Origin of the sequence: Streptomyces sp. NPDC046870 (assembly GCF_040704595.1) — a bacterium.
GTDB classification, from domain to species: domain Bacteria; phylum Actinomycetota; class Actinomycetes; order Streptomycetales; family Streptomycetaceae; genus Streptomyces; species Streptomyces argyrophylli.
On sequence record NZ_JBEYXM010000015.1, the window covers coordinates 182638 to 198170 of the forward strand.

17 protein-coding genes are annotated in these 15533 nt (G+C 73.4%); 10 read left to right on the top strand and 7 right to left on the bottom strand.

Going from position 1 to position 15533, the window contains the following annotated elements:
* Positions 1–17: 17 nt before the first annotated feature.
* From AB0946_RS28060 to AB0946_RS28070, 3 genes are read right to left on the bottom strand one after another with little or no spacing between them, the layout of a single operon-like run.
* Positions 18–887, bottom strand: coding sequence for an enterobactin synthetase (locus AB0946_RS28060; protein WP_366763420.1), 870 nt, complete (start codon positions 885–887; stop codon positions 18–20).
* A 31-nt stretch (positions 888–918) separates the two neighbouring features.
* Positions 919–2403, bottom strand: a complete 1485-nt coding sequence (locus AB0946_RS28065; protein ID WP_366763421.1) for an AMP-binding protein — start codon at positions 2401–2403, stop codon at positions 919–921.
* Entirely contained in the window at positions 2403–2651 is a 249-nt protein-coding gene (locus AB0946_RS28070; RefSeq protein WP_014669884.1) for an acyl carrier protein, read from the bottom strand. The genes AB0946_RS28065 and AB0946_RS28070 overlap by 1 nt, the downstream gene beginning before the upstream one ends.
* A 341-nt stretch (positions 2652–2992) precedes the next feature.
* Between AB0946_RS28070 and paaA the strand changes: the two genes are divergently transcribed.
* The 9 genes from paaA (at position 2993) to kynU (ending at position 10718) form a co-directional block, all read left to right on the top strand.
* A complete protein-coding gene (gene paaA / locus AB0946_RS28075) occupies positions 2993–4045 on the top strand; it encodes a 1,2-phenylacetyl-CoA epoxidase subunit PaaA (protein WP_366763422.1) in 1053 nt (350 codons plus the stop codon).
* Positions 4042–4353: a 1,2-phenylacetyl-CoA epoxidase subunit PaaB gene (gene paaB / locus AB0946_RS28080; protein ID WP_366763423.1), complete on the top strand. Its 312-nt coding sequence runs from the start codon at positions 4042–4044 to the stop codon at positions 4351–4353. The genes paaA and paaB overlap by 4 nt, the downstream gene beginning before the upstream one ends.
* Positions 4354–4408: 55 nt before the next feature.
* Positions 4409–5137 carry a 1,2-phenylacetyl-CoA epoxidase subunit PaaC gene (gene paaC / locus AB0946_RS28085; RefSeq protein WP_366763443.1) on the top strand — a complete coding sequence of 243 codons (729 nt, stop codon included), beginning with the start codon at positions 4409–4411 and terminating at the stop codon, positions 5135–5137.
* Complete coding sequence (gene paaD / locus AB0946_RS28090; RefSeq protein WP_366763424.1) at positions 5134–5646, top strand: 1,2-phenylacetyl-CoA epoxidase subunit PaaD; 513 nt, start codon at positions 5134–5136, stop codon at positions 5644–5646. Before paaC ends, paaD begins: the two co-directional genes overlap by 4 nt.
* An 8-nt stretch (positions 5647–5654) precedes the next feature.
* Complete coding sequence (locus tag AB0946_RS28095) at positions 5655–6824, top strand: 2Fe-2S iron-sulfur cluster-binding protein (protein ID WP_366763425.1); 1170 nt, start codon at positions 5655–5657, stop codon at positions 6822–6824.
* Between the two features lie 77 nt (positions 6825–6901).
* A complete protein-coding gene (locus tag AB0946_RS28100) occupies positions 6902–7678 on the top strand; it encodes an SDR family oxidoreductase (protein WP_366763426.1) in 777 nt (258 codons plus the stop codon).
* 103 nt (positions 7679–7781) lie between these two features.
* Positions 7782–8630 (top strand): tryptophan 2,3-dioxygenase family protein, encoded by an 849-nt coding sequence (locus AB0946_RS28105; protein ID WP_366763427.1) that lies wholly within the window; start codon positions 7782–7784, stop codon positions 8628–8630.
* Complete coding sequence (locus AB0946_RS28110) at positions 8620–9468, top strand: alpha/beta fold hydrolase (RefSeq protein ID WP_366763428.1); 849 nt, start codon at positions 8620–8622, stop codon at positions 9466–9468. The genes AB0946_RS28105 and AB0946_RS28110 overlap by 11 nt, the downstream gene beginning before the upstream one ends.
* Positions 9465–10718, top strand: a complete 1254-nt coding sequence (gene kynU, locus AB0946_RS28115) for a kynureninase (RefSeq protein WP_366763429.1) — start codon at positions 9465–9467, stop codon at positions 10716–10718. Before AB0946_RS28110 ends, kynU begins: the two co-directional genes overlap by 4 nt.
* Positions 10719–10987: 269 nt before the next feature.
* Here kynU and AB0946_RS28120 read toward each other — a convergent pair whose 3' ends face one another.
* Together AB0946_RS28120 and AB0946_RS28125 are read right to left on the bottom strand one after the other, a co-directional pair.
* Positions 10988–12010: an aldehyde reductase gene (locus tag AB0946_RS28120; protein WP_366763430.1), complete on the bottom strand. Its 1023-nt coding sequence runs from the start codon at positions 12008–12010 to the stop codon at positions 10988–10990.
* 140 nt (positions 12011–12150) lie between these two features.
* Entirely contained in the window at positions 12151–13200 is a 1050-nt protein-coding gene (locus AB0946_RS28125; protein ID WP_366763431.1) for an aldo/keto reductase, read from the bottom strand.
* Between the two features lie 76 nt (positions 13201–13276).
* Between AB0946_RS28125 and AB0946_RS28130 the strand changes: the two genes are divergently transcribed.
* Positions 13277–13819 (top strand): TetR/AcrR family transcriptional regulator, encoded by a 543-nt coding sequence (locus AB0946_RS28130; RefSeq protein WP_366763432.1) that lies wholly within the window; start codon positions 13277–13279, stop codon positions 13817–13819.
* A 362-nt stretch (positions 13820–14181) separates the two neighbouring features.
* On the opposite strand, the gene AB0946_RS28135 is transcribed toward AB0946_RS28130, so the two are convergent.
* Together AB0946_RS28135 and AB0946_RS28140 are read right to left on the bottom strand one after the other, a co-directional pair.
* On the bottom strand, positions 14182–15048 hold the full coding sequence (locus AB0946_RS28135) for an SDR family oxidoreductase (protein ID WP_366763433.1): 867 nt from the start codon (positions 15046–15048) through the stop codon (positions 14182–14184).
* A gap of 221 nt (positions 15049–15269) precedes the next feature.
* Positions 15270–15533, bottom strand: a 264-nt coding sequence (locus AB0946_RS28140) for a transposase (RefSeq protein WP_366763434.1), incomplete at its 5' end; no start/stop codon positions are given.

Here is a 15533-nt window from a genome sequence, read left to right on the forward strand (position 1 = left end):
GATCCGAACGAGAGGCCCTACTCATCCGCGTCGCACAGGCCGTCGGCCGACGCGGGCGCGGCGTCGGCCCAGCCCACCACGTAACTGAACACGCCCGCGCCGACGGGCAGCGCGCGCACCCGCACCGCGTACGCGGGATCCGCGCGCAGAGCGATCCGCAACTCCTCGCCGCTCGGCCTGGCCCACAGGTCCCGCAGCGTCCTCATCGACGTGGCCGTGGCCTGCCCCACCGCGAGGTTCAGCGCCTTCCACGCCGCCTCCTTGGCCGAGAACAGGGCCGTCAACGGCCAGGGCGCGTCCTGCGGACCGGCGGCGGTGTCCACCAGCAGCCCTTCCTCGTCCTCGCGCAGCACCAGCCGTGCCGCGCCGGCCGGCAGCGGCTGCAGCTCCAGGTCGCAGCCGAGCGGAGCGTTCTGTCCCGGCCGACGGGCCACGGCGACGGCGATCCCGGCACTGTGCGAGATCGACGCCGCCCGTCCGGGCGCGAACACCGGCAGGCGACCCGCGCGGGGGATCTCGCCGCAGTCCGTGCCCACCGCGCGCAGAGCGCGGCGGGCGGCCTGCCGCCCGGCCAGGAACTCCCGGCGGCGGTGTGGCGCCATCGACGCCGCCGCGGACGCCTCCGCCGGCCCTCCCGGCCCCAACCGCGGCTCACCGACATGGGCGAGCCCCAGGCCCAGCCCGGCGGCGGCCGGCAGGGGGCGCAGCCGGGCCAAGGCGGCGACGGCCGCGGGCAGGTGCTCGGCGCCGGCGGCGGAGACCCCGTCCCGCTCACGGCGAAGAGAGCCGGGTGCCGCGGCGAGAACGCCGGGGGCCGTACGGCCGTACGCCCCCTGTCCGCCCGGATCCGCGCCCCAGCGGCGGGCGGACCCGCCGGGGCCGGTCATGAGGCCGCGCTCCGCGCACCGCCGCCCACCGTCAGCTCCGCAGCAGCTTCTTGATGATCTTCCCGGCGGGGTTGCGCGGCACCTGCTCGATGAACTCCACGCGCCGCGGGCGCTTGTAGGGCGCGAGCAGCCGGGCGACGTGGCCCAGCAGCTCCGCCGGGCTCACCTCCGCGCCCGGCTCCGGGACGACGTAGGCCAGCGGCACCTCGCCGTAGTCCTCGTCGGGCATGCCGACGACCGCCGCGTCGTGGACCGCCGGGTGGGTCATCAGGGCGCGTTCGATCTCCGACGGATAGACGTTCTGGCCCGCGCGGATGATGACGTCCTTGGTCCGGTCCACCAGGCTGATGCGGCCCTCGTCGTCGACGAATCCGAGGTCGCCCGTCCTGATCCAGCCGTCGAGGGTGATCTCGCGGGTGGCCCGCGGGTCGTTCCAGTAGCCCTGCATGACGCCGGGCCCGCGCACCACGATCTCGCCGATCTCGCCGCGCGGCACCTCCCGTCCGTCCCGGTCGACAGCGCGGGCCGACATGCCCGGCACGACCCGTCCGCACGGGATGCGGGCGGTGACGTCCCCGGGAGCGGGGTGCTCGTCGGGGCCGAGGGTGACGAAGGGGCCGCCGACCTCGGTCATGCCGTACACCTGCCGGAAGCCGCAGCCGAGCCGCTCCACCGCCTCGGCGTACACGTCCAGCGGCATGGGCGCGGCGCCGTAGAGGATCTCCCGCAGCGAGGAGAAGTCGGTGCGCTGCGCGGCCTTGGCCTGGAGCATGAACCGCAGCATCTGCGGGACCATCCACATGTGGGTGGCGCGGTGGCGTTCCACCGCGGTCAGCGCCCGCTGCGGGGTGAAGCCGGGCATCAGCACGACGGTGGCGCCGGCCGCCATGTACGTGAGCGAGACGACCATGCTGCCGTGGTACAGCGGGCAGCAGTTGACCATGACGATGTCGTCGGTGGGCCGGGCCATGACCAGCCAGCCCAGGGCGATCGCCCGGAACGAGCCGCTGTCGACGGTGACGCCCTTGGCCTGTCCGGTGGTCGCCGAGGTGTGCAGTACGGCGATCGGGTCGGTGTCGGCGACCCGGGGCAGCTCCCGCTCGGGCGCCAGGGTGCCCAGCGCCGCGAAGGCGGGTTTGTCCAGCGCCATCCGGACGCGCACCGACTCCGGCAGCCGGGGGTGGCGGTCCAGCAGGTCCGACTCGCCGAGCACCGCCACCGCGCCGACGCGCTCGATGACGCCGGCGACCTCGGGCTCGGCCAGGCTGTGGTTGAGCGGCACGAACAGCGCACCCAGGCGGGCGAGCGCGAAGTAGCTCTCCAGGACCTCGACGCGGTCCTTGGACAGGACGGCGACCCGGTCACCGCGCTCGATGCCCAGCTCCGCGAAGCCGTGGGCGAGTTCGACCGTGCGGTCGTGGAACTCCGCCCAGGTGACGCTGCGTTGCTCGTCCACGAGTGCGGTCCGGTCGGGGAAGCACTGCCGGTTGCGCTCCAGCAGCTGCGTCAGCCACATCACGCACCGCCGGCGGCGCCGGCGGCGGAGCGCTCGGCCACGAACCGCTCGTAGTCGGCGATCGTGTGCAGCTTCTCCATGTCCTCGGCCGTGATCTCGACGCCGAGGCGCTGCTCGACGAGCAGCACCAGACGCACCAGGTCACCGGAGTCGATGCCGCTGGCGGCGAGGTCGACGTCGTCGCCGACCGCGTCCGCGTACTCGGCGGTGCCGGTGAGTTCGACCAGCAACTCCCTGATGGTGCTCATGGGTTCCCCTTTCGGCGCGGCATGCCGGCCGCCGTCGTGCGGGCTGGACTGTCACCCCCTCAAGAGGCGGTCGCGGCCGCCCGCACTCCCCGGGCCGCCCGTGAGCTTTGTCACGCGGTGAGCCGCGGGCGGCAGGGATAGCCGGGCCGCCCGCCCGGCCTCCTTACCGGGACGAAGACACCTGCTCCGCCCGGTGCGTCCCGTGCTGCTGCGGGACGCGGGCGGGCCCCGAACCAAGGAGTGATGCGCGTGCCCAGGCAGCCGGTACGGGTCCGGTCCGCGGCAGGACACCCCGTGCGCCCCGCCGTCGCGGCGGACCTCGCTCGCACGGGCGGTGCGGGGTGAGCGCGCGGACGGCCGTCACCGAGGACGCCGGGCAGGAGGAGCCGCTCACGCGCTTCGAGGCGCTGATCGCCCGGGGCGGGACGATCGAGCCGCGCGACTGGATGCCCGACGGCTACCGCCGCATGCTGATCCGTCAGATCGCCCAGCACGCCCACTCCGAGATCATCGGCATGCAGCCCGAGGGGGCCTGGCTGACCCGGGCGCCGTCGCTGCACCGCAAGTCGGTGCTCATCGCCAAGGTCCAGGACGAGGCCGGCCACGGCCTGTACCTGTACTCCGCCGCCGAGACCCTGGGCGTGGACCGCGCCGACCTGCTCGACGCCCTGCACCTGGGCCGCCAGCGCGCCTCGGCCACTTTCAACCACCCGGCGCTGACCTGGGCGGACACCGGCGCCATCGCCTGGCTGACCGACGGCGCCGCCGTCATCAACCAGGCTCCCCTGTGCCGCACCTCCTACGGGCCGTACGCGCGGGCGATGCGCCGCGTCTGCCAGGAGGAGGCCTTCCACGTGCGCCAGGGGTACGACCTGATGCGCGCGCTGTGCGAGGGCACGCCCGAGCAGAAGGCGATGGCGCAGGACGCGGTGGACCGCTGGTGGCTGCCGGCCGTGGCGCTGATGTTCGGCCCGCCCGACACGGAGGCGGGCGGGGCGGACGCCCGGACCGCCGCGCTCGGGGCCGCCGTCTCACGACGCGCGATGGCCTGGGGCATCAAGCGCCACACCAACGACGAACTGCGCCAGCGCTTCGTCGACCAGTGCGTCCCGCAGGCCGAGCGGCTGGGCCTGACGCTGCCCGATCCGGCCATCCGCTGGAACGAGGAACGCGGTCACTACGACTTCACCCCGATCGACTGGGACACCTACCGCACGGCCCTGGGTGACGACACCCACTGGGCGCGCCGGCGCGTCGACCACCGCAGGGCCGCGCACGAGGACGGCGCCTGGGTACGGGAGGCCGCCGCCGCGTACGCCGCCCGGGAGGAGACCGGTGGATCCGTCGGCTCCGGCCCGGTCGTCCGCCGACAGACGCAGGAGGAACGCGTATGAACCGCAACGACGAGGGCGCGCCCGCGTCCTGGGAGGTCTTCCTGCGGGCCCGGCGGGGCCTGGCCCACCAGCACGTGGGTTCGGTTCGCGCCGCCGGTCCGGACGCGGCGCTGGCGGTCGCCCGCGATGTGTACACGCGCCGCGGCGACCCGCTGTCGCTGTGGGTGGTGCGTTCGGACGCCGTGCACGCGGTGTCCCCTGAGGAACGCGACCCGTACTTCGCGGGCGCCCACGGCAAGCCGTACCGGTATCCCGAGCACTTCCCGCCGCTGACCGAGAAGGGGTCGGAAGGTGACCACGACCAGTGACGAACGGGCGGACCGCGCAGCGCACGCCCCCGCCGGCGCCGGCCTCGCCACCTACCTGCTGCGCCTGGGTGACGACGCCCTCGTGCTCGGGCAGCGGCTGTGCCAGTGGATCACGCGCGCGCCCATGATCGAGGAAGACCTGGCCCTGTCCAACATCGCCCTGGACCTGATCGGCCACGCCCGCACCCTCCTGACTCTCGCCGGACGGCTCGACGGAACCGGCCGCACCGAGGACGACCTCGCCTTCACCCGCCACGAGCGCGACTTCACCAACACCCTGCTGACGGAGCTGCCCAACGGCGACTTCGCGGTGACCGTCGCCCGCCAGCTCGCGTACACCCACTACGCGTCCCTGCACTACGAGGCTCTCGCCGGCTGCCCGGACCGCGAACTCGCCGCCTTCGGCGCGCGGGCGGTCAAGGAGGTCGCCTTCCACCGGCTGCACGCCGACCGCTGGGTCCGCCAACTCGGCGGCGGCACGGCCGAGAGCGCGCGCCGGATGCAGCAGGGGCTGGAGCGGGTGTGGCCCTACACCGCCGAACTCTTCGACGAGGACGACCTCGTGCGGCGCCTGGCCGCCGCCGGCACGGTGCCCTCGCCTGCGCCACTGCGCCCGGTGTGGGAGCGGCGGGTCACCGAGGTCGTCACCGGGGCGGGACTCACCGTGCCCGTCCCCTCCTGGCAGGCCCGGGGCGGCCGTTCGGGCCTGCACACCGAGGAGTTCACCGATCTGATCGGGGAACTGCAGTCGGTGCGCCGGCAGTTCCCCGGGGGCACCTGGTGAGCGACACCGTGCGGACCGTGGCGCCCCTCGCCGCGGAGGAGGTACGCAGGCGGGTGGAGGCGCTGCCCGACCCCGAACTGCCCGTGATCGGCCTCGGCGATCTGGGGGTGGTGGGCTCCGTCGGTCCGGGGCCCGACGGGACCCTGGAGGTGGAGATCACCCCCACCTACCTGGGCTGCCCCGCACTGCCCGCGATCACCGCCGCCGTCCGCGAGGTCCTGGCCGACTGCGGCCACCCGGACGGCCGGGTGCGGCAGGTGCTGTCCCCGCCCTGGACGACCGACCGCATCACCCCTCGCGGACTGCGCACCCTCGCCGCCCACGGCATCGCCCCGCCGGTGTCCGCGGCGGGCGACGGCCCGGTCGCCGTGGAGCTGGGCGCCGTCGCCTGCCCGCACTGCGGCTCGCGCGCCACCCGGCCGCACAGCCCCTTCGGCCCGTCCCGCTGCCAGTCGGTGCTGTGGTGCACGGTGTGCCGCGAACCCTTCCCCCACCTGACCGCGCTGTGAGGCACACCGTGAACACCGCCGCCACCCCACCGCCCGCCCGGCAGGAGACGTCCGCCGAACGGCGCGTGCGCCGGGGCACGCGTGCCCGCTGGCACACCGCCACGGTCAGCGAGGTGTGCCGTCTGACCGCGGACGCCGTGGCCGTCACCCTGGAGGTGCCCGACGGCCTGCGCGAGGTCTTCGCCCACCAGCCCGGCCGGCACGTCGTCGTACGCCACCGCCGCGCCGACGGCGAACTGCGCCGCGCCTACTCGCTGTGCCCGCCCCCGCACGACACCTCGGCCCTCCGCCTGGTGATCAAACGTGGTGCCCCGGACGGTTTCGGGGCCCACGCAGTCCGCCGCCTCGCACCCGGCGACCGACTCGAACTGTCCGCCCCGGCGGGCGACTTCGCCCTGCCGGAGCTGCCCGGCGCCCACCACGTCCTGATCGCCGGCGGCTCCGGCATCACCCCGCTGGCCGCGCTGGCCGCCGACGCCCTGCGCCGGGACGCCACCTGCCGGGTGTCCCTCGTCCACTCCGTCCCGACCGCCGCGCAGGCCCTGCTCGCCGACGAACTGGCCTTCCTCAAGGACATGTTCCTCGACCGCTTCACCGTCCTGTACGTCCTCACCCGCGACGAGCAGGACACCGGGGGGCCGTTCCGCGGACGGATGGACGCCGGCAAGCTGTCCCGCCTGCTCACCGTCCTCGGGGCCCGGCCCGCCGAGGAAACCACGTTCGCCCTGTGCGGGCCACCGGGGATGATCTCCACCGTACGGCGGTTCCTGGACGACCGAGGCGCCGATCCGGCCCTCGTACGCTGGGAGTCGTTCGCCTCCGGATCCACTCCCCCCTCCGCCGGCCCCCTGCCGGGCCGCCCGGCCGACGCCGTCGTGGAACGGGCCCCGGCCACCGGAACGAGCCGCGTCACCGCCCTGCTCGACGGGCACCGCCGGCGGACCACCGTCGGACCGCAGGACACGGTGATCCTGGACGCCCTGCTGCGCGCGCACCCGGACGTGCCGTACGCCTGCCGCGAAGGTGTGTGCGGCAGCTGCCGCGCCAAGGTCCTGTCCGGACGGGTACGAGCCGACCGCCAGCACGCTCTGGACGACCGCGACCGCGCCGAGGGCTACACGCTCGTGTGCCGGGCACGACCGGACTCCGCCGAGGTGGTCATCGACTTCGACGCATGACGCCCGCCCGGCGTCCGACTGAGGGCACCCGCCCACGACCACCACACCCCGTCAGCACGCACCGAAGGAGACGCACGTTGAGCACCACCGCCCGCCTCGCGGGAAAGACCGCCCTGGTCACCGGAGGCAGCAGGGGAATCGGCCGGGCCATCAGCCGTCGCCTCGCCCAGGACGGCGCACTGGTGGCCGTGCACTACGGCCACGACGTGAGCGCCGCCGAGCGGACCGTCAAGGAGATCGAGGCCGACGGAGGCCGCGCCGTCGCCGTGCACGCCGAACTCGGAGTGCCCGGCGACGCCGACACCCTCTGGTCCGCCTTCGACCGGGCCCTTGCCGACCTGGGCGCGGACCGCGGCCTCGACATCCTCGTCAACAACGCGGGCATCACCGTCCCGCGCCGCATCGCCGACGTGACCGAGGCCGACTACGACCGGGTATTCGCGATCAACACCAAGGCGCCGTTCTTCATCGTCCAGCGCGGCCTCGACCGGCTGCGGGACGGCGGGCGGATCGTCAACATCTCCTCCGTGGCCACCCGGGTCGCATTCCCCGCCATCGTCTCGTACACCATGACCAAGGCCGCCCTGGACTACCTCACCCTCGCCCTGGCCCAGGAGCTGGGGCCCCGGGGCATCACCGTCAACGCCGTCGCCCCCGGCTACACCGAGACGGAGATCAACCCCACGCTCGCCGTCCCGGAGATCCGCCGCAGGTACTCCGAGGCATCCGTCTTCAGCCGGCTCGGCCAGCCGGCGGACATCGCCGACGTGGTCTCCTTCATCGCGAGCGACGACGCCCGCTGGGTGACCGGTCAGTGGATCGACGCCTCCGGCGGAGCCCACCTCGGCGTGTGACCCCGGCTCTCCGGCCGGCCGGCCGGTGCCTGAACCCCTCCCCCACCATCCGCGGCACCCTCACGCGGCCGTCCCACCTCACGGCCGCAGCACAGGAGATGCGATGAACGACCGCACGACCGCTCTCGCCGAGCCGGTCACGGACGAGGTCCTGACCCAGCCCTTCACCGGCGCGAGCCCCTACGACAGCTATGTGCACGCCTCCGTCCTCAACTCCATGCAGCACCCGCTCACGGACGCGCCGGACGAGATGGGTTTCCTCGTCACCACCCAGGTGATGGAGCTGTGGTTCACCCTGATCGTGCACGAGTGGCGCACCGCGCGGGTGGCCTTCGCGAAGGACGATCTGCGCGCGGCCATGGACGCCCTCGTCCGCAGCCGCCGGGCCCTGACGGCACTCAACGGCGCGTGGGCGCCCATCGCCGCGCTGACGCCGGCTCAGTTCAACGGCTTCCGGGCGGCCTTCGGCAAGGCGTCGGGATTCCAGTCGGCGATGTACCGGCACATGGAGTTCCTCCTCGGCGACAAGTCCGCCGGGCTGCTGCGCGCGCACCGGGGCGACCCGGCCGTCCACGAGGCGCTCGGCGAGACCTACCGCGAACCGACCCTGTACGACGAGGTGCTGGCCTTCCTGCACCGCCAGGGCCTGCACGTACCGCTGCACGTCCGCGAGCGGGACGTGACCGGCCCCTACACCTCCGACGCCGGGGTGGTGGAGATGTGGCGGGAGATCTACGCCGGGCCACAGCACCACCCGCACCTGGCACTGGGCGAGCTGCTCACCGACATCGCCGAGCTCGTCACCCGCTGGCGTTTCGAACACGTCCTGGTGGTGCGCCGCGCGATGGGCGCGAAGCCGGGCAGCGCCGGCTCCGCGGGCCTGGCCTGGCTGGAGCAGCGCGCCGCCCGCCCGGTCTTCCCCGAGCTGTGGGAGGTGCGCGGTGACCTCTAGGGTCATCTCCGCCTTCGCGGCCGAGGAGGAGCAGCGGGTACTGAGCCTGAAGCCGGTCCTGGCACCGGTGCACGGCCGCTACGGCGACCACCCCCACCAGGTCTACGACGCCTGGCCCTCGGACACCCCCGACGCCCCGCTGGTGATCCTGCTGCACGGCGGCTACTGGCGTTACGACCGCATGCACCTGACCCCCTTCGCCGCCTACCTCGCCGAGCAGGGCTTCGACGTCCTGCTGCCCGGCTTCCGTCGCTCCGGAGGCGCGGGCGGCTACCCGGAGACCTTCGACGACGTCGCCCGGATCGTCGACACCCTTCCGCAGGGGCGGCCGTACGTCCTGGCCGGCCACTGCTCGGGCGGACACCTGGCCCTGTGGTGCGCGGCCCGCGGCCTGCTGCCGGCCGGCTCCCGCTGGCACACGCGCACCCTGCCGACCGGCGTGCTCGCCCTGGCCCCGCTCACCGACCTGGCCGCCACCCGCCGGGACGACCTGAGCAACGGCGCCGCCCTGCAGCTTCTCGGCGGGGAGGAGCACTTCGAGGAGCGCATGGCCGAGGTGGACCCCCTGACCCTGCTGCGCGACGCCGGCACGACCGGGGTGCCCACCGTGCTGCTGCACGGCGCCGTCGACGAGGAGGTGCCCCTCACCCAGTTCGCCGACTACGCGGCCGTCCACCGCGACCTCACCACGGTCGTCCTGCCCGGGACCGGCCACTACACCCTCATCGAACCGGGCGCGCCCGGCGCCCGTGCCGTCGCCGACACCCTCCGGGAGATGGCGGCGTCCTTCCCCGCCCGGCGCCCCGGGCCGGCGCACGAGGAGCCCGCGCACCGATGACGACCATGCCGACGACCGACCTGACCGAGGTCGCCGCCCGCCTCGACGCCGAGGACCCGCTGGCAGACCTGCGCGACCGTTTCCTGCTCCCCCCGGACGTCATCTACCTCGACGGCAACTCCCTGGGCCCGCTGCCCGCCGCCGTCCCGCCGGTCCTCACCGACGTCGTGGCCCGGCAGTGGGGTACCGACCTGATCGGCTCCTGGAACGGCAACGGCTGGTGGGAGGCGCCGTTGCGGGTGGGCGACGCCATCGGCGCGCTCATCGGGGCCGCGCCGGGCCAGACAGTGGCGGGCGACTCCACCAGCGTGCAGCTGTACACCGCCCTGGACGCTGCCGCCTCGCTCCGACCGGACCGCCCCCTGTTGGTCACCGACCCCGACCACTTCCCCACGGACCGCTATGTGGCCGCCGCCGTCGCCGAACGTCGCGGCCTGGAGGTCCGGCGGGTTCCGCCGGCCGACCTGCCGCGCTTCCTCACGACGGAGGGGGACCGGGTGGCCGTCGTCAGCTACTCGCCCGTCGACTTCCGCACCGGGGAGCTGTACGACATGCGGGAGGTGACGCGGGACGCGCACCGCGCCGGCGCGCTGGTCCTGTGGGACCTGTGCCACGCGGCCGGGGCCCTGCCGGTCCGGCTCGACGCCCTCGGTGTCGATCTCGCCGTCGGATGCGGCTACAAGTTCCTCTCCGGAGGCCCCGGCGCCCCGGCCTACCTGTATGTGGCACACCGTCACCACCGGGACCTGCGCACCCCGGTGCCGGGCTGGACCGGGCACGCCGACCCCTTCGGGCTGGGCCGGGACTACGCACCCGCCCCCGGCATCGCCCGGGCCCGTATCGGCACTCCCCCGATCCTGTCCCTGCTCGCGCTCGAGGCGGCCCTGACCGTTTACGACGGCGTGGACCTCGCCGAGGTCCGCGCCAAGAGCCTGTCCCTGACCGGGTTCCTCCTGCGCTGCGCCGACGAACTCCTCACCCCCTTGGGTTTCACCTCCGTCACCCCCTCCGACCCCGGCCGCCGCGGCAGTCAGGTCTCCCTGCGCCACCCCCACGCCCACGCACTGACCCGAGCGCTCGCCGACCGCGGCGTGATCGCGGACATGCGGGCCCCCGATCTCCTGCGCTTCGGTGTCAACGCGCTCTACACCACCCACCGGGAACTGCTCACCGCGGCGTGGTGCCTCCGGGACATAGCCGCCGAGGCCGCGTACGACCCGGCACCGCGGAGGTCGGGCCCCGTGACGTGAAGTCCCCAGTGACCACTGATGCGATGCGGACCGGATGGCGCCGCGGACACCGGCGGATGCGGTCCGCGGACGACGGTGGGCCGATCACCGCCGCGCGCCCGGCGGCCATCGCGCGGGAGCACGGCACCAACTCACCCTGGCGGACCAGCCCGACGAGCGGGCGCGTTGCGGACCGCTCGTCGGACGGATCGCCGCCGGTGCACCGCTCCTGACCTTCCTGCTCACGCCGAACCAGTGAGACGCCGGTGACTGCTTCGACGCACGGCCGGTCATGTTCCAAGGCCGTGGGTGAGGAGGCTTTCGGCTGTGTCCGCGATCGTGTCCTCGATGGGGCGTGCTGTCCAGCCGAGGAGCTTCTCCGCCTTGGCGGCGGTGGCGGCGAGGTCACGGCCGAGCTGGTGCTTGAGCAGGCGCAGTTCCGGGTTCACCGTGGCCAGGGCGCGGGTGAGCCAGACGGGCAGCTCGCGGGTCGGGGCCTTCTCGGCGCGTTCGCCCAGGCGGTCACGCAGTATGCGGGCGATGTCGACGACGCGCAGGCTTCGCCCCGCCACGGCGAGGAAGCGTTCGCCGGAGGCTGCCGGATGGGTCATCGCGCGCAGGTGCAGGTCGGCGACATCGCGAACGTCGACGTAGCCCATGGCGAAGGGCGGACAGGCGGGCATCCTTCCTTCGAGCATCCTGCGCAGCAGGCGCAGGGAAGGCGGGTCGTCGGGACCGAGGAGGGGACCGAGGACGCCCACGGGGTGTACGGCGGCCAGTTCCATTTCTCCACCTTCTTCCTTGACGAACTGCCAGGCAGCGCGCTCGGCGACGGTTTTCGAGCGCTGGTAGGGCGGGATGTCTGCATCGACGTCGGTCCAGTCCTCCTCGGTGAACGGGGTCGGGCGTGGAGGGTGTCCGATACCGACGGCGCCGAACGCGCTGGTGAGGACGGTGCGGCGGACGCCTGCATCACGGGCGGCGCGCAGAACCCGCAGGACGCCTTCCCGGGCGGGGACGATGAGTTCCTCGCCGGTCGCCGGGGTGCGGCGCAAGGTGGGTGAGGCGACGTGGAGGACGAAGTCGCAGTCGTCGACGGCGGCCTCCCAGCCGTGGGGGTGTTCGAGGTCGGCGCGTACGACGGTGAGACGGTCGTCGTCGAAGGTCACGGCGGCGTGCAGCCAGGAGCGCACCATCGGTTCGCGCCGTAGGTCGCGGACGGTGGTGCGAACAGTGTGGCCGGCGTCGAGCAGGGCGAGGACGCACCAACTGCCGATGAACCCGGTTCCTCCGGTGACCAGTACGCGTGTCATGTATGTCTCCTCAGCTGGTGGCTCGTGGGTCGAGGACATGCTTCTGATCGACCGGCGCGTGCTGAGGCCGATGCGGGCTCCGCCGGCTCCGACGATGATCGCCATGACGTTGCCGGCGCGCCTGAGTCGCACGAGGGGCTTCATGAGAGGGCCATGCCGGGGACGCGCCTGCGGATGGCCTCCAGTTCGGCCTCGTCCGAGACGCCCTGCCAGTCGTACCGCGGCGTGTACGGGGCTTCCAGGGCGCGCACCTCGTCGTCGGTGAGCTCGATGTCGAGGGAGGCCACGGCCTCGTCGATCTGCCGGATCGAGCCGGCGCCGACCAGCGGCGCGGTGACGACCGGCTGGCGTCGCAGCCAGGCGAGCGCGACCTGCGCGCGGCTGACGCCGTGGGCGTCCGCCACCTGCCCGACCGCGTCGATGATCGTACGGTTGGATGCCTCCTGCTCGGGCGAGTAGAGCAGGTCCGCGTACGCGCCGTCCGTCTCGGAGCGCACCGTCGAGCGGGCGTCGTCCCACGCGCGGGCGAGGCGGCCGCGGGCCAGCGGAGACCAGACGAGGGTGCCGACGCCCTCGTCCAGGCACAACGGGATCATCTCCCGCTCCTCCTCCCGCGCGAGGAGGTTGTAGTGGTTCTGCATCGACACGAACCGGGCCCAGCCGTGCTGCTTCTGCAGGTGCAGTGCCTTCGCGAACTCCCAGGCGTGCATGGACGAGGCACCGAGGTAGCGGACCTTGCCGGCCTTCACGAGGTCGCTGAGTGCCTCCAGCGTCTCCTCCCACGGGGTGGAGCGGTCGTTGCGGTGGATCTGGTACAGGTCGATGTAGTCGGTGCCGAGGCGGCGCAGCGAATGGTCGACCTCGGTCATGACCGCCTTGCGCGACAGTCCCCGTCCGTTCGGTCCCAGGCGCATCGGATGACGCAGCTTCGTGGCGATCACCACTTCGTCGCGGTCGGCGAAGTCCTTGAGCGCGCGGCCGAGGATCTCCTCGCTGGACCCGTACGAGTACAGGTTCGCGGTGTCGAAGAAGTTGATCCCCGCCTCCAGCGCGTGCTTGATGAGCGGGCGCGCCTCCTCCTCGCCCTTCGACCAGACGGGGTGGCCCCGGTCGGGTTCGCCGTAGGTCATCGCGCCGATCGCGATCGGTGACACGTCCAGGCCGGTCGTGCCGAGCTTGATGTACCGCATGATGCTCCTCTAAAGTAAGCGGAGAGGTCTCCGCATAACGTAGTGGAGAACTCTCCGCTTAGCAAGGTGAGGTCCCGTGGTCCGTTCAGACGCTCGCGAGAACAGGGCGCGCATCCTCCGGGCCGCCCGCGAGGCGCTCGCGGAGGACGGCAGCGCGTCGATGAACCAGATCGCCCAGCGCGCCGGGGTCGGCCCGGGCACCCTGTACCGCAACTTCGCCACCCGCGAGGCACTCGCCCTCGCCGTCTACCAGGACGAGGTCGAGCGCATCACCGGCAGCGTGCCGGAGCTGCTCGCCGAGATGCCGCCCCTCGAAGCGCTCCGCCACTGGACGACCGACCTGGTCGAAGCGATGCGCAGGAAGCACGGCCTCGGCGACGCGCTCAGCCCCGGCGCCCACCAGGCGATCAGCGAGCAGAGCTACGGGCCGGTCATCGCCGCGATCACCAAGCTGCTCGACGCCGGCAAAAAGGACGGAAGCATCCGCACGGACGCCGACCCCGGCGACTTCCTCCAGCTCACCGGGGCACTGTGGCGTGCCGCGTCCGGCCCCGAGGACCGGTCGCCCCGCATGCTCGCGCTCATTCTCGACGGGCTCCGGGCACAGCCGCAGCGGTAGCGGCCGCTGACGGTTTCCGGCCGGGATGGTGCCCGCTCGGCCGGGACGCGGCAGGGCAGCGCTGCTTCACCCTCGCCGGCGCCCGCACCCGGGCCGGGGGCGCGCACCCCGAGGTGGCCGGTGAACTCGTCGGGGCGTGGGTGGCCGCGCAACGGCCGGGGTGGGTCAGGCTGTCCCCGGCGCAGCGGTGGCTCCTCCTGGACGGCACCCACCACCGCGCCGAGAATCTCACCCCCGAACGACGCGCCCAGATGGACCAATTCGGCATCCGCCGTGCGCTCGCGGCGCAGGCGCCGGGTGAGGGACGGACACTCTCGTCCGGCGGGCAGGACAGCGGGCGCGGTTCACCACGGGCACCGTTGTCACACGGTGGGCGTCACGGGTGCCGCGTCTTCCCCCGGGCGCTCGGCGGGGTCGTGGACAAAGGCGTGCGCGGCCGCCAACTCGGCGCGGCCCGCTGCCTCGGCCGCCTCCAGGAAGTCGTAGGCGTCCGCGCCGATGGGTACGCGCAGCGGTGCCGTGGGCGACGCCACCAGGCGCAGGACGTGGTGGGCGAAAACTTCGGGCCGGCTCAGCCCGGGGTTGCCGGCCATGCCTCGCAGGCCTGCCTCGACGTCTCCCGTGCTCTGCGCGTACGCCTGGATGCGGCCGGCGGCCTCGGCCAGCGAGGTGCCGTAGCGGGTGGCGAAGCCGCCGGGCTCGACGGCGTGCACCCGGATGCCGAAGGGCGCGACTTCCGCCGCCAGAGCCTGACTCATCCCTTCCAGTGCGTACTTGCCCGTCACATAGGCGGACAGGCCCGGCAGCCCCATCCGTCCGGCGATCGAGGAGACGTTGACGACGTGTCCGAAGCCCTGACGGCGCATCAGGGGAAGCACCAGGCGGGTGAGCCGCCACGGCGCGACAGTCAACACCTCCAGTTGCGCGCGCAGTTCGTCGTCGGACACCTCTTCGACCGCGCCGAACAGCCCTGCCCCGGCGTTGTTCACCAGCACGTCGACGCCGCCGAAGCGATCGACCGCATGGGCGACCACCGCTTCGCACTGCTCGGCGTCGCACACGTCCAAAGCCACCGCCGACACCCGGTCCGGGTACCGGTCAGCCAGGTCGTTCATGGTGGCGGGCCTGCGGGCGGTGGCGATCACCAGGTCGCCGGCCTGGGCGGCGGCGCCTGCCAGCGCCAGCCCGAGCCCTGAAGAGCACCCCGTCACCAGCCATCGCCGCGTCATGCGTCCCCCGTCGCCGTGTCCGTGGCCGCGGCCGTGAGCCGCGCAGGGCGATGGTCGCAGCTTCGTGCTCGGGCCAGTAGGGGCGCGCGGAAGCACGAGCGGCGCGCATCCGGCCTCATCGGAGAGTCCCGCGTGCCGTGACGTGCGCGCCGCGCGGGCGGTGCCAGACCCCGCGAGCCCGGCGTGATCCGAACGAGAGGCCCTAGGTCGTGTCCGCAATGTCAGGGCAGCCAGAGTTGTAGGCAGGCGAGGGTGACCAGGGCTTGGTAATGGCGGGCGCGTTTGTCGTAGCGGGTGGCCAGGGCCTTGTGATGCTTGAGCCGGTTGAAGCAACGCTCGACGACGTTGCGGCGCCGGTAGGCGGCCCGGTCCAGCCGGCACAGGCTTTCTCCGCGGCGGAGGCGGCCGTTGATCTGGTCGATCCGCTCCGGGATCACCGCCTTGATCCCGCGTCGGCGCAGGTAGGAGCGGATCTTCACGGATGA